At 42.1% G+C, this 14223-nt stretch carries 8 protein-coding genes; 4 read left to right on the top strand and 4 right to left on the bottom strand.

The annotated features are described in order from the left end of the window. Positions 1-239: 239 nt before the first annotated feature. From ACAW87_RS20780 to ACAW87_RS20790, 3 genes are read left to right on the top strand one after another with little or no spacing between them, the layout of a single operon-like run. Positions 240-1184: an ABC-three component system protein gene (locus ACAW87_RS20780; RefSeq protein ID WP_370725566.1), complete on the top strand. Its 945-nt coding sequence runs from the start codon at positions 240-242 to the stop codon at positions 1182-1184. Continuing rightward, positions 1181-1417: an ABC-three component system middle component 8 gene (locus ACAW87_RS20785; protein WP_370725567.1), complete on the top strand. Its 237-nt coding sequence runs from the start codon at positions 1181-1183 to the stop codon at positions 1415-1417. The genes ACAW87_RS20780 and ACAW87_RS20785 overlap by 4 nt, the downstream gene beginning before the upstream one ends. Continuing rightward, positions 1414-3174, top strand: a complete 1761-nt coding sequence (locus ACAW87_RS20790) for a DUF2326 domain-containing protein (RefSeq protein ID WP_370725568.1) — start codon at positions 1414-1416, stop codon at positions 3172-3174. Before ACAW87_RS20785 ends, ACAW87_RS20790 begins: the two co-directional genes overlap by 4 nt. Here the strand turns inward: ACAW87_RS20790 and ACAW87_RS20795 are convergent. From ACAW87_RS20795 to ACAW87_RS20810, 4 genes are all read right to left on the bottom strand, one after another. Continuing rightward, positions 3154-5562, bottom strand: coding sequence for a hypothetical protein (locus ACAW87_RS20795; protein ID WP_370725569.1), 2409 nt, complete (start codon positions 5560-5562; stop codon positions 3154-3156). The genes ACAW87_RS20790 and ACAW87_RS20795 overlap by 21 nt on opposite strands. Continuing rightward, on the bottom strand, positions 5555-6751 hold the full coding sequence (locus tag ACAW87_RS20800) for a hypothetical protein (protein ID WP_370725570.1): 1197 nt from the start codon (positions 6749-6751) through the stop codon (positions 5555-5557). The genes ACAW87_RS20795 and ACAW87_RS20800 overlap by 8 nt, the downstream gene beginning before the upstream one ends. 451 nt (positions 6752-7202) lie before the next feature. Beyond that, entirely contained in the window at positions 7203-11180 is a 3978-nt protein-coding gene (locus ACAW87_RS20805) for a cellulose binding domain-containing protein (protein ID WP_370725571.1), read from the bottom strand. Between the two features lie 597 nt (positions 11181-11777). Continuing rightward, the gene (locus tag ACAW87_RS20810) at positions 11778-12947 is read right to left on the bottom strand and encodes a glycoside hydrolase family 43 protein (protein WP_370725572.1); all 1170 of its coding nucleotides are present in this window, start codon (positions 12945-12947) and stop codon (positions 11778-11780) included. Between the two features lie 158 nt (positions 12948-13105). Between ACAW87_RS20810 and ACAW87_RS20815 the strand changes: the two genes are divergently transcribed. Beyond that, complete coding sequence (locus tag ACAW87_RS20815; RefSeq protein ID WP_370725573.1) at positions 13106-14092, top strand: FAD:protein FMN transferase; 987 nt, start codon at positions 13106-13108, stop codon at positions 14090-14092. Positions 14093-14223: the final 131 nt, after the last annotated feature.

Below are 14223 nucleotides of genomic sequence, written 5' to 3' on the forward strand. Positions count from 1 at the left end.
TCAGATTAGATGGTATAAAGCGAAATAGTATTGCTTTTGAAATACCAATGGATGATGAGCAAAATGGTTAAGACTTACAAAATCAGTTTATGAATTAAGTAACTGATTATCAAATAAATAGTGTTCTATAAAGCCCTTACCATCTAAAAGGTTACTTAAGACAGCGTTTAGCTTGCCGCCACAGTTGCAAAACGGATATGTTTCAAGTAAAATGCGAAAAGTCAAGATAGAGCAATTAGATGAACAACTATCCATGTGAGCATTTAAGCGCAGATGAGTTTGAGAACTTAGTCATTCGTATCTGTAAGGAAATTTTGGGAGTGGGTTGCAAAACATTTTCACCGGGAAGGGATGGAGCAAAAGATAGCTGGTTTACAGGAGTAGCTGAAAATTATCCTTCAAAAGTGAGTCCATGGAAAGGTACATTTAATATTCAGGCAAAGCATACCCAATTACAAGATGCTAGCTGTTCAGATAACGATTTTTACGTGAATGTAAGTAGTGTACTAAGTAAGGAGATTAAAAGACTTAAGGAGGTAATGGTCACTACTAGGTTTGACAATTACATAATCTTCACAAACAGGAAGCTCTCAGGTGGTGCACATACTAATATAATCAAAAAATTACAGACCGGTACTGGGCTGACTAATGTTGAAATTATTGGTAAAGAAGAAATTAATACTTACCTAAACGACTTTCCACATATCGCTCAACAGTTTGGCTTGTTCAAATTTGCAGCTCCACTTCGCTTCTTTGAAAAAGATTTAAAAGATGTAATAATATTCTTTGGAAGAAATAGAAAAGTCTTAAATAGCGGAATTAAAAGCTATGCTTCCGTTTTTCCTATTATTGACAAAGTCCAAAAGAACAAATTGAATAATTTGGGCGAAGAATATTTCGATTTTATAAAGACAAATTCATTACAATACTTTGGAGAAATAGAAGATTTCCTAAGAGAACCTAAAAATGAAATATATACCAACATGTATACTAACACGGTTAGTGATTTACAAGAATTAATAATTTTAGAAAGAAAAAGGTTTAATGAATTTGAACATATTATTAAGCATTTGGTTGAATATGTAGTAGATTCCAATAGACAAGAATTGCAAAGTCTGCGCAGTTTAGTAAGAGTTTTTATTCACTTTATGTACTTTAATTGCGATATAGGAAGAGTTCAATGATTGCTCCACATAAATATTTAGACTTAAACTTATCCATTCTAAATTTAGGTGGTGTTATACTAAAAATTATAATGGAAGACGGTGCTATAAAGTATGACGAACTACTTAACCGTGTTGTGCTTGCTAGAGGCAAAAATGCTAAAGATGTATTTGTGCAAACTTTGAGCTTTTTGTATATTTTAGGGAAAATAAATTATCAAAAGGATATTGACACAATCGAATTTGTAAAATGAAATTAAGTCAAATATATTCTAATAAAAGTTTTAAGAACATCGTTTTCAATGATGGACTGAACCTTGTGTTGGCTAAAGTTACCAAGAAACTCGATCTGAATAAGGATTCTCACAATTTGGGAAAGACAACATTGATTTATGTTATAGATTTTATGCTCTTAAAAGAATTAAGTGAAGAAAATATATTTAAAAAATATCAGGATAAGTTTATAGATCATGAATTTTATTTAGAAATAAAACTTAATGACAATAATTATTTAACAGTAAAAAGATCGATTAAGAATCAGACAAAAGTATCGTTTAAGCAAACAGATACTTCTGTTAATTTAGTAGATGAGCAAGATTGGGATAATCTGAACATGTCTTTATCATCCGCTGAAAAAGCTTTAAATAAATACTTAAATTTTGATGTTTTAAAAGAGTGGTCTTACAGAAAATCAGCAACATACTTTTTAAGAACTCAGCGTGATTATCATGATGTTTTTCAACTCTCAAAATTTGTGAGGGGAAAAGATGTTGATTGGAAACCTTTTATGTTTAATCTATTGGGATTTGACAAGAGCTTATTAATAAGTAAATACGAAATTGATCAAAAAATAAACGAGCAAAAGGTTTTTATAAATAATTTAAAAAATAAATTTTCGGTTGATGCAAATGAAGTGGACAAAATAAAAGGTTCTATTGAACTAAAACGTTCAGAGCAAACGGAGCTGCAAGACCAAATTGACAATTTTAATTTTTATCAGCAAGAAAGGTCTATAAGTAAAGAATTAGTTGATGAAGTAGAAGTTCAAATTTCAATTTTAAACACCGCAGAGTATAACACAGAATATGATTTAGATAAAGCGAGGCAATCACTATCACAGCATATTTCCTTTGATGTAGACCAATTAAAAAGAATATACCAAGAAGTTGAAATATTCTTACCAGATAGCCTAGTTAAAAGTTACAAAGAACTTGAAGAATTCAACAAAAGAATTACTGAAGAAAGAAATAAATATCTTGAAGAGAAGATTACTTCGCTTAATAAATCTCTATTATCCATTAGAAGCGAACTCAAAATACTCGATAGAAAAAGAGAACAACTACTGTCTTCTTTAAAAGATAAAGACTCCTTTCGCAAATTTAAATATTACCAAATTGAGCTTTCAAAAGTGGAGGGGGAACTGTCACGCCTTGATGAACAATTAAAAAATATTGATAAGATTGCTGTATTAAATGAAACAACTCACGAACTCAATGAGGAGTTAGATTCTATAATTGATAGAATCCGATTATTGATAACTTCAGATAATAACAAAATCTATCCTGAAATCAGAAGATTTTTTCATAATATTTTTAAATATATATTTAATGCATCTGCTATAATTTTCATGAAACAAAATCAGCTAGGAAATATTGATTTCAAAGTTGAAGTAACAAAAGAAAATGATATAGTAACTGCCGAAGGAAAAGGTAATTCGTATCAAAAAATGCTATGTATCTCCTTTGATATAGCTGTTCTAGTGGCTTATCACAAGCAATCTTTTTATCGATTTGTTTACCATGATGGCGCACTAGAAGGTTTAGATAATAGAAAGAAGATTAATTATATTAATCTACTAAAAGATTATTGTGAAAAATTCGACATTCAATACATATTCACTTCAATAGAACATGATATTCCACAAGAAATGCTGAGCACTTTGAGTGATAATATATGTCTTAACCTGAATGATTCAGGTGATGATGGTAAATTATTTGAGTTTAGCTTTTAATGAATTTAATTCATTTCTTAAAGCCAAATTTTCACCTTTCAATGTGTCTATTTGCTCTAATAAGGTGGGGGTAGTATTGATAATATTTGTACGGATATATAAAGTGAAAATCTTGACATATATATTTTCTAAAAGGTCTAGTTTTGACAATAATTCAAGCAGATGATCTCTTCGTAATGTAAGTTTATTTGTTGCAAGAGCAAACAGAAACTCTATTAACCCTTCTCCTTGTGGCGAGTCATGTTCATCAATTATCTTTTCAAGTATTGACTTCATTTCCATACTCATATCATGATCAATATGATATGACAGCTCACTTGGGTTAGCTGCTCTTAAAATACAAGCTTGAATAATTCCATCATTGAATCTATTAAAATTTCCGGGTTCAATCACATTTCTAACATATTCAGATTGAGTAAGGCATTGCCTGAGTTCTTTACTTTCCCTTAAATTATTGACTACCGCTGAAATTGTGAAGTAAACATCTGCTTGGCTTACATCTTGATGATATCCTAAAAAATCGAAAAAAGCGAATCCTTTTCTCAGCGATAGTTCATTTCCATTTGTATCAGGGTAAAACAAGTGGTTAGACAAACCCTTCTCCTGAACACTCATGCTATTATCAATAACCTCTATACGAGCATTTATAGCAGCGATCTCTTGTCTTAAGTCTCCTTGTTCCAGGTTTTCAATTAACTGCTTGCAGAAATCTTTTTCTTGGAGCCAAGAAGTGTTTTTAGAATCTTTTGTACAGAAGAAGTTTTCAACTTCAACGAATGAATTTGAATCTCGACCGTAGGTGCCATATTTAAGGTTGCTTTTTAAAAATTTTAGATAATCCTCATTATTGGTTCGAGAAAGCCCGATAAAATATACTAACCTCATCTTGTCGAATTTTCTAAACGTTCTACTTAAGAATAGAAGGTTTTTCCCATTCGAAATGCATGAGCCAACTATTACGATAGCCCCCTCTTCATGTTCGTTTATAATTTCTGACGTAACATCATCAAACTTAATGGTCTTAGGTAAGTGATTAGTCTTATAGCTTGACCTAATACGCTCTACAATAATTTGGGCTAACTTCTCAGATCCTGTATCAGGAAGTGTAATCAAATATTTCGTATTACTAGGTACATACTGATTAATATATGCAAAAAGCTTATCTCTGAATTTGGGATATAGGTTTTGTGAACCCTCTATATTAGATAAGACATGATGCATATCGAAATAAACTTCATATTTCTGAGATGTAGATACATTTTCTTTATAATTTACTTTTAACACATTATTTATATTATGATTCTTGGCCTTGAATTGCTCAATAAAAGATGAGAGTTTTTTGGGAGCATCAGGAACACCAATTGATACCCTATTTATCTTAGGTTTATCAAGGAGAAATACGTCACCTTTGACCTCAACTGCATAAGACCCTTTTTTGCAAAATACACAGTTTATATCAGTAAAAGTTTCATAATTATCGAAGCCATCATTATGCTCTGTTTTAGACAGATTGCATATTATACTTGCTTCATTTTTTAAATAATCTGTCTGAGTACCAAGAAAAAATAGAATTATAATGTTATTTGTTGAAATAGCATCATGTCGTTTCTTTATTCTATCAATAATATTCCCAGAAGTTGACGAAGAAATTAGAATTAAAGAATTTCTAAATACACCAACTGACTTAGAATATAAACCTTCGTATGAAGAAAAACTTTCTATTGGTATATACCCAAGACTTCCTTGATCAGGAAATTTTCTTTTTAATTCTAACAGTGCAAACGCAAGTGTATTTATTGAAGAAGTATCACAAATAATTTTCTTATGTTCACTTTCTTTAAAAAATTTCAATAAATTAAATGCTATAAAGAAAATTTCTGAACTGTAAAGAAGAATATTTCCAGTCCTTAAAAATTTATTACAATGTTTTCCTGATGGGAATACATAGTGATGAGCATTCCCTTTAGTTTCTATTAAACCGCCTCTCTTTCTAAATATGTTGATTAAGCCATTCTGAATCAGAACATTAACTGTTTCCTTTGTGATTTCTGTACTTCGATGGCATCGGAGAACACCATCACTATTGAAAGTGTAAATATAGATATTCTTCAGAAGGTGTTCAATTTGAAGTTTAGGTACTGTTTTAAATGTTTCTGCAATTTTTGCTATAAATAAATCATTAAGTTGATCGGAATTATAAGAACCACCAATTACAAAAATCTCATCGGTTTGGTAATTTTTTTGATAGAAGTCTTTTATCTCCGTTTGTAAATTGGCCTCATCAATATGATCACTATCGCAAAAGATAACTGTTGCTGTAACCGAAGCCTTTTCTCTTGATCGAGTGACTTTCTCGTATTGTGTTGTATAGATATAAAAGCTATGCATTTCGTGTAGTAGAAATAGGATAAACAATCGTAATCACACTCCCCTTTACAGCTGTTAGGGTACTAAAATTGGTAGTTGAATTAGTAAACCAATCGTACAGTTGAGTATTTTCAACTTTTTGATCTTGCATAAGATTATTCTTTTGTAAATTTCTAAATAGAGAAACACTTGCTGTCCTAATCCATAAAAACCCTTTTTTATTAAGAATATTCATTATTCTATCTAAACCTTTACCTTTAAAAGTTTTTGGAATACCAGTTGCAGAAGTACTATTTAAAAGCATACATTTTTTTATTATTTCAACCTGCTCATTCACAGGAGTAGATTCGCTACTTTCTGAATTAAACCTTTGAACAAACCCTATCCCTGAATCATAAACTGAAATCTCTAAGAAATATAATTCGTTTATTGTATTTTCCACGAAATTATCACCTGTAAAGTAATCGTATAAACCTAAATGCTGCCTGTATGCGCTTGCGAAATTATCTGTTTTGCCTCGATGAAATTTAAGATACAGACCTCGCGTACTTGGATTCAATGGCTTATTGTAGGAATCTGTTGTAGCCCAATCGTGAGTATTTTTAATTAACTCGTATATTATTTCGACAATATCGCCATAAATCGGGCCAATGTTTGCTACTGAAAGCTGTCTATTAAACTGAAGGACACCTTTTAACGCTTTTTGAATTGCATACTCAAAAAGCATTTCATTTTCAATAAATTCATTATCCGTATAAAAAGAATTAATCAATCCTTTACTTGTGGATAAGTGGTCAAAACAAGACAATAATATTTTGAATCCTTTATTGTCTTGATTTTTCATTTTTGTGTTTTGCTCATTATTATATTTTCTTAAAACACTTTTTAAATCGCTTCCACCTTTATTTTTTATTTGCCTTGACCAGCAATGAACAATTATTGGAAAAACATAATCTAATTCATACAATTTCTCAATTTCTGACTCATCATTAATATCAATCGTTATGATTCCTTCTGTAGATTGTTTATTCCAAAATATCGCCAGTTGAATAATTGCAGGTACAGTCCCAAATATATTTGTGTTAGTCCTTATCGATATGTGTAAATCTACATTCGATCTACTTTGTAATTTTTCATATTCACCTTCTATAGTTGACAGTTCTAAGCTGTTATCTATCCTTATAACGTTAGGATTATATTGTGTCGACATTGCTTATATAGTTTACGTACAACAACTCTCTTATAAACAGTTGAAGCTCTTTTCTCATTCAATATACCTGATTCAAGTGTATTGAATGAGTCTAATCTACTATATAATTAAGAAATTATCTATGGTTTATACTTCTAAGTATAAGTTACTTAAGTGTCAATTGTGTTTATAAGGGTACTCATAGTGTCCATAATCCTATTCAGAGCACACAAGGCACTCAGTCTTTATGATAGTGCAAATCATAACGCTATAAAAAGAATGACACTTGCAGGCTTTTTTATGGCTTTTGTAAAACGATTAGGTACGTTAGCAGTGTGGCAACAGCTAGGCCGAGCGTGCCATGTGTTGCTAACTGACCGTTTAGTTGTGTCTCTCAAAAACACGAACGCCTGCTAACGATGTGTCAGCAGGCGTTCGTGTTAACTGGGTTAAGTAAGGCCACAAACCAGGCTTACTCGGCTTTCAACACCTTAATCGTCTGGCGTTCGGTAGGTGTGCTTACCTGTAACAGCAGCATACCGGCGGGCTGGCCTTGTACGGAGAACTGATGGCGCTCTGTGGGTTGCGGGTTTGGTACCTGCTTCTGTGACAATATAGTCCCCTGAGCCGTGATCAGCTGTAGTTGAAGGGGTTGCCCTCCGGCACCTGTGATCTCTACCGACACGGCATCATCCCGCACCGGGTTGCCCAGCACCGTTACCTGTAGCCCTGTATTGGGCTCGGCTACCGCCATACGGAACGCAGCGCCCGGCTCACGACCCCATACCCGATCGGCACCCACATAGACGACCACCCGGCTGTTTGAGCTCGACTCGGCGGGTTGCTCCTGATACGAGTAATCGTTGGTCTGGTCGAAGCGGCCACCGCTGGGCTTGCTGATGCGGTAACGTACCCGGCCCGTGCTGGCTCCCGGAGCTAGTTGCCCACTCTGGTTGAAGCGGATCTCCAGGTAATAATTAGCCCCGCCTACAGCCGGATTCAGCGCCACCAACTGGGTTTGCACGTTGCCTTCATCTACTTCCACCTGTAGCCGCTCGTTGCCGTCAGATGTGAAGTAGTAGCGCGCTGTCAGATCGCTGTAATTCACCGGTACGTTGCCCTCGTTGCGAATATCCAGGTACGTATGGATCTGGGTGGCTGAGGGGCCATTCTTGCTCTCCGTCAAGGCGCGCAACGCCCGAATCTGGGTGGTCGTGCCCGGCTCTACACCCGCAATAAGCACTCCATTGTAGTAGGCGGTGATGCGCAGATTACCCACCAACTGATTCCGTACGATCGCGTATGAATAATCATCCCGCTCATTCAAGCCCGAGTAATCACCTTTGGCAAAGTAGGCCTGAATAGGCCCTGAACTGCCCCCCGGAGCCAGGCTGCCTGCCCCGGCCGTAAAGCTGTATTCTATATAACCCGCTGCTCCCTGTAGGACGGGCGTAAGCGGCACGTAACGTAGCTGCACATTCTGATTACCCAATTGAGCGTAGTTAATCGAGAGGTTGCTCAGTGCCGAAGCACCTTCTACCGTCAGGTAGTAGCGCAGGGTCACGTTCGCCAGTGGCAACGTACCCAGGCCCTGGTTCTGCAAGACAAGTAAAGGCTGAATGGCATTGTTATCGGCGTAATTGTCTACGTCGCGGTGCAGCACCGTCAGGCGACCACCCACCGTTACAACGGCCGTGGCCGGCAGGCTGGCACAACCGTCTACCAGACAGCTTGTCTGATACGTGAACGCGCCTGGCTGATCGGTAGCCACCGTAATGGTAGAAACTGTCCCAGAGCTATTGTTAGGTCCACTCCAGTTAATGGTGCCCGCACAGCCGCCCACCAGCAGAGTGACATTACCTGAATTGACATCCACCGTCACGGCAGACTGGCTGGCCGGATAGGCCCCTCCGCTTTGTGTGAGTAGGGTAGGCGTAGGCGGCGTGGCTTTCACCCGTACGATCTGGGTTGCCGTGTTGGCGCATCCGTTGCTATCGGTATATCGATAATCGACGGTCCGGTTGCCCACGGCCAGCGTAGCCGGATTAAACTGAGTAGCTGAATTACCATCGATGGTAAAGCTACCGCCCTCCGGCGTAGCCGTTAGCGTAACAGTACCTGCATCCTGACAGTAGGCGTTGGCCAGTCCGGTAATAGACAGGAAAGGCAATGGGTTCACCGTCACGTTCTGTGTAGTAGCGTTTGTACAACCGTTGTTGTCGGTGTATACATAGCGCACCGTATGGGCGCCAAGGGCGATGGTCCCCGGTGCGAACTGGGTAGCCGATGTGCCATCCACCGTGAAGCTACCACCCGCCGGTGTGCCCGTCAGCGTAACGGTGGCCGCGTCCCGGCAGTAAGCGCTGGCCAGGCCCGTGATGGACACCACCGGCAGTGGATTAACCGTTACCGATTGAGTCGTAGTATTGGTGCATCCGTTGCTATTCGTGTAGCTATAAAGCACCGAATGAGCACCCGCTGTCAGGTTTGCCGGGTTAAATTGTGTCGCGGAGTTTCCATCAACAGTAAAGCTACCGCCAGTGGGTGAGCCCGTCAGCGTAACGGCTGCGGCGTCTTTACAATACGCACTGGACAGGCCTGTGATAGAAACCGCAGGCAGCGGATTCACCGTTACGTTCTGGGTCGCTGTATTGACGCATCCACTGCCGTTGGTATAGCGATAAACGACTGTATGGCTACCTGTTGCGAGTGCGGCCGGATTAAAACTAGTAGCCGAATTACCATCGACGGTGAAGTTGCCGCCTGTTGGCGATCCCGTCAGCGTAACGGCCACTGCATCTTTACAGTATGCGCTGGCCAAACCTGTGATTGATGGAGTTGGCAGGGCGTTCACCGTCAATAAGGCCCCGGTTGAATTGGTTGAGCCTGTGCTATTGGTGGCTACCGCCCGGAAATATTGACCGTTTGCCGAGGTGTTGGTGGCAATACTCAACGTGCTGGTGGTACCAGAAGTTGACACTGTGTAGATGCCCCCGGTAGTGACCGTAGCGGGTGAGCTAAACGCCGAGTTGTCGTCCTGCTGCCATTGGAAACTGGTTGCGCCGGTAGCCGTAGCGGTAAACGTGGCCGTGTTGCCCGTACAAACGGCCGTTGACGTTGGCGCTTGCGTGAAGCTTGGCGCGGGCGTTGTCGGCGCCTGTACCGTAGCGGTGGCGTACCACAGCTTACGTGTATTTTGAGCACTGCAATCACCATTGCCCGTGGTCAAATTATCAAACAGAATAATGACCCGACCGCTGGGAGCCAGAATGGCAGATGGATAGTTGAATGCCCTGGCCTCGGCTGGCGGTGTATAGGCCAACGCCGTTGTCCAGGCACCTGCACCTGCGGGTTGATAGGCAAACCGTAAACCGTTGGATCTATAGCCAAAGGATTTGTCTCCGTTGCTGTTTATGTGGAAAGAGCCCTCAACCAGACTACCCGATAAATTACCGTTGATCTGTTGGGGTGCCGAGAAGCTACCCGAAGTATTGGTGATGTAATTAATACGGTCTGGATATCCCGAGTAAACAATGTGCACTTTATTAGCCGCGTCGGTGTCAATGCCCAGCGTGTTACCCTGAGTTTGATCCTGCGCTCCTTCTGCCAATACGGTAGGCGTTACCCAACTGCCAGAACTGTTGGTGGTGTAAACCAGCCCCCCATTGCGCCCCATATTGTTCGTCTCCCGCTGAATAGCCATGTGCGCTTTACCTGCCCCATCAATGGCCATATCAAAGTTGTTGACCTCGTTGGCCGGGACGCCACCTGTTATGCTAATGGCTGTCTCACCAACCCAAGCCGTACCCGTGAAGCGATAGTAACGGATTCCGTATGTTCGAGGACTATTTACGTCAGAAACACGAAAGCCAATATGAGGCTGATTGGCAGCATCTATCTCGATAACTGGATCGTCAGTGCCTTTAAAACCACTGGGATCGGAGAAGGTCTGAATCTCGGTAAAAGCCCAGCTTGTGCCGTTTGTGCTCAAACCATACCAAACACCCCGAACGCTGTCGAACCCTCCGCCACGTGAACCTCTGAAGGTGACGTGAAACCTGCCCAGCGCATCAATAGCGATATCGACGTCATCCGTGGCCGAGTCAAAGTTGGGTATGTTGATCGGCGAACCGCTATTGCCCGTTGGGGCAAACGTGCTCACGGTTGTCCAGCTACTGCCATCAAACCGGATCAGTTTGTAGATGGCCTCTAGTCCAGACCCTTTGCGCCAGAATCCATACACCTTTCCGTCGACGGGATTAACGGCTAACGAACTGAAAGGCCAGTCGCAGCCTGTGCCCGTCTCGATCTGAGCCGCAGTAAAGGCCGATATCTGCGCCTTTGCGGGCGAAAGAGGCAGTAGTAAGACCATCACGGCCAATAAGAGGCCGGTGACCAGTGTGTTGTGTACGCATCGGTGCCTTCTTGCAGCACACAGGGTACGGTACATGAAAAGAGAAGTAGAAAGAGTCATGCGCGAGCGTGATTTGATAAATGAAAATTGAGAGAACAGGGCATGCTAAGCCTGAGCAAAAGGCGTAGCCACATTTTAAATAATACATAAATCATTATATGATGATATATTATTTTGTTGATCGAAAGTACTCTGATCCATTAAACTATTGCTATAAATAATTATATGTTTACTAGACGGTAGGCGACATATAGTGTGTATTCTTTGCGCTTACCCTCAACGCACTACGGTCTGACTGTACCTTACGCTGCGCTGAGCTACATGCTATGGCCCGGTCTGGCTGACCATTGCAGCATTAGGTACGTTGGCATGACTATGAAGTAGATACAGTAAGATAGCCTCGCAAGTCAGACTGCTTGCCTAATTCATTTTGTTAGGCTTCTATAAACCAAGAAGCACTTTTAGCATACCTTCTGAGCGCACCAGCGGACTGAACGTATGCCAAAAGCGCTGCAGGGCACTTTGTAGCAAGTAATGTGGAAAAAATTATCAGCATAAGCCTGTCTGATGGTTAGGCTCGCACGTGATGCCTACAGCCTACGAACTATAGGCGTCATTGTCGATGGGGAAGAACTACCTGTTGCCAACTTCCGCACGTGTCGCGCTCGATGGGCGTTTTTGGGGTGTTGTGGTAGGGCCGTTGATGGTTATCTGACCATTTTTTACCTGCATGCGATCGATGAAAACAACCCGTTCATCGCCGGTTTTGGCGGTTCGTCCGTGATAGACACAGAACATCTCTTTGCCGTCGGGCGAGTACGTGACACTGTTATGACCTGTTCCTGTTACGGTGCCGCCCCGCTCCGTGTTACGCTGTAGCACCGGATTGTTGGCGGCTTTTTTGAAGGGCCCCAACGGCGAACTGGACGTAGCATAACCAACAGCGTAGAACTGCCCGCCGAAATGGTTCGCCGAATACATGATGTAGTACGTATCGTCTTTTTTAAACATGACAGAACCCTCGGTCCAGCGGCGGTTTACTTCGCGGGCCGTGACCGATTGACTTTCCCAGGCCGCCTGCTTGTCGCTGAGGCTGACGGGTGGCCGTAGTACCAAGACGGGTTCGCCAACGACGCCGGAAAAGTCGGGTTTGAGTTCTACACCGTACACCCAACTTTCTTCGATCTCGTTGAACCACCCTTTTTGCTTCGCCAGATCGGCCACTTCGCTCTTAACCGGGTGTTTGTAACAGCAGCGCGAATAATACAGATACAGTTTGCCGTTGGTGTCGGTAAACACATTGGCATCGATGATCGGATAGCCCGGATCGAAAATGGGCTTGTTGGCGAGGTCAATGAATGGGCCGGTGGGTTTATCGGCCACGGCTACGCCAATCCGGAAGTTCTCGGCTTCATTCGTCGGGTTTACCTTCCACTGGGCGCTGTAGAACAGGTAAAATTTCCCTTTCACTTCATACACTTCCGGTGCCCAGTAAGCGCCACCCCAATTGGCTTTCGGGTCGCTCCAGCCGTTTTTGTTGTCGTGGAAATAAACCTGCCCTTCCGCTTTCCAGTTGACCATATCGGTTGACGAATAGGCCGAAAACCCTTTGTCGGCCCCGCCGCCGGTACCATACATGTAGTACATACCCTGGGTACGTAGTATGTACGGATCACCAAATTGTACAGGCAACGGGTTCGAAAACGTGGCTTTGGGCGTAGCAACGCGTTGCGTCACTTGCGCCATCGATTCAGGAAAAACCTGCGTAACGAGAAGAAGGAAAAAGAAGAGTGATTTAGCCATAACTGGGGTTTTGCCGGACATTGAACGTTAGACATTGGACTTTAGACTATCCTTTTTATCCAACGTCCAGAATCCGGTATTCAGCATCTGTTAAACGTACAATTGATCATGTTTTACTAATTGTATTGCTCCATCTGGCTGAAGCTTATTTTTGCGATATGAAACAGCTTGTTGTTTTGGTGCTCCTTTTGGCCGGATTGCGTGCCAATGCTCAGGTGCTGCGGCACAGAACCGTGAAGCTGATGGGTAGCCGGTTCGATATCACGATCGTAGCAAAGGATTCCCTACAAGCCGAGCAGAACATTGATCTGGTGATTGCCGAAGTAGATCGAATCGAGAATTTGATCTCTGACTGGCGACCAAACACACAAATTTCGCAAGTAAATAAAAACGCGGGCATTGCTCCCGTTCGCGTTGATCCTGAAGTATTTGCATTGACGGAACGGGCGTTGCAACTCTCTACGCTCACCAACGGAGCGTTCGACATCAGCTTTGCTGCCATGGACCGAATCTGGAAATTCGACGGCTCGATGACGGAAATGCCCACGCCCGAAGCCATTAAGAAATCGGTGGAAAAGGTTGGTTACCAGCACATCGTGCTCGACAAGAAACGGTCGACAATCTTCCTGAAACGGAAAGGCATGAAGATCGGCTTCGGGGCACTAGGCGAAGGCTATGCCACCGACCGCTGCCGCGCCATGATGATGGCCAAAGGCATTAACGCCGGCATTGTCAACGGGTCGGGCGATATGAGCGCGTGGGGCAAACAACCCGACGGAGGCGACTGGACAATCGGTATCACAAACCCATTGCACAACGACACAATTTTTGCCATTCTACCACTGCGTCAACCCGCCGTGGTGACGTCGGGCAGCTACGAAAAATTCGTGATGTTCAATGGCAAGCGGTACGCGCATATCATTAACCCTAAAACGGGCTATCCCGCCACCGGCGTTAGCAGTGTAACGGTATTCGGCCCCAGTACCGAACGGGCCAATGGATTCAGTACGTCGATCATGGTATTGGGCAAAGAGGCCGGGCTGAAACTGATCCGGCGATTTCCAGCGTACCACTATATTCTGATTACCGACAAGGGGGAAATTACAGCTTCGCCGAGGTTGAAGCTAAAGCAGCGCAGGTTGTAAAGGGCGGCAATTAGATGCAGGTTGCTTGGCACTGTCGAAGGGACTCGCGTCAGCAATCTACAGTGCCAAGCAATTTCCCAGTTTGAAAAGGCAAGTAACGTACCCAGCCAAACGGCGTGAATACGGTGGCT

The organism is Fibrella aquatica (assembly GCF_041321135.1).
GTDB lineage: Bacteria > Bacteroidota > Bacteroidia > Cytophagales > Spirosomataceae > Fibrella > Fibrella aquatica.

Bases quoted from the DNA above. Each gene is read 5' to 3' on its own strand.
- ACAW87_RS20805 (WP_370725571.1), bottom strand. From the start codon at position 11,180: ATGTACCGTACCCTGTGTGCTGCAAGAAGGCACCGATGCGTACACAAC.
- ACAW87_RS20790 (WP_370725568.1), top strand. From the start codon at position 1,414: ATGAAATTAAGTCAAATATATTCTAATAAAAGTTTTAAGAACATCGTT.
- ACAW87_RS20785 (WP_370725567.1), top strand. From the start codon at position 1,181: ATGATTGCTCCACATAAATATTTAGACTTAAACTTATCCATTCTAAAT.
- ACAW87_RS20800 (WP_370725570.1), bottom strand. From the start codon at position 6,751: ATGTCGACACAATATAATCCTAACGTTATAAGGATAGATAACAGCTTA.
- ACAW87_RS20810 (WP_370725572.1), bottom strand. From the start codon at position 12,947: ATGGCTAAATCACTCTTCTTTTTCCTTCTTCTCGTTACGCAGGTTTTT.
- ACAW87_RS20795 (WP_370725569.1), bottom strand. From the start codon at position 5,562: ATGCATAGCTTTTATATCTATACAACACAATACGAGAAAGTCACTCGA.
- ACAW87_RS20815 (WP_370725573.1), top strand. From the start codon at position 13,106: ATGAAACAGCTTGTTGTTTTGGTGCTCCTTTTGGCCGGATTGCGTGCC.
- ACAW87_RS20780 (WP_370725566.1), top strand. From the start codon at position 240: ATGAACAACTATCCATGTGAGCATTTAAGCGCAGATGAGTTTGAGAAC.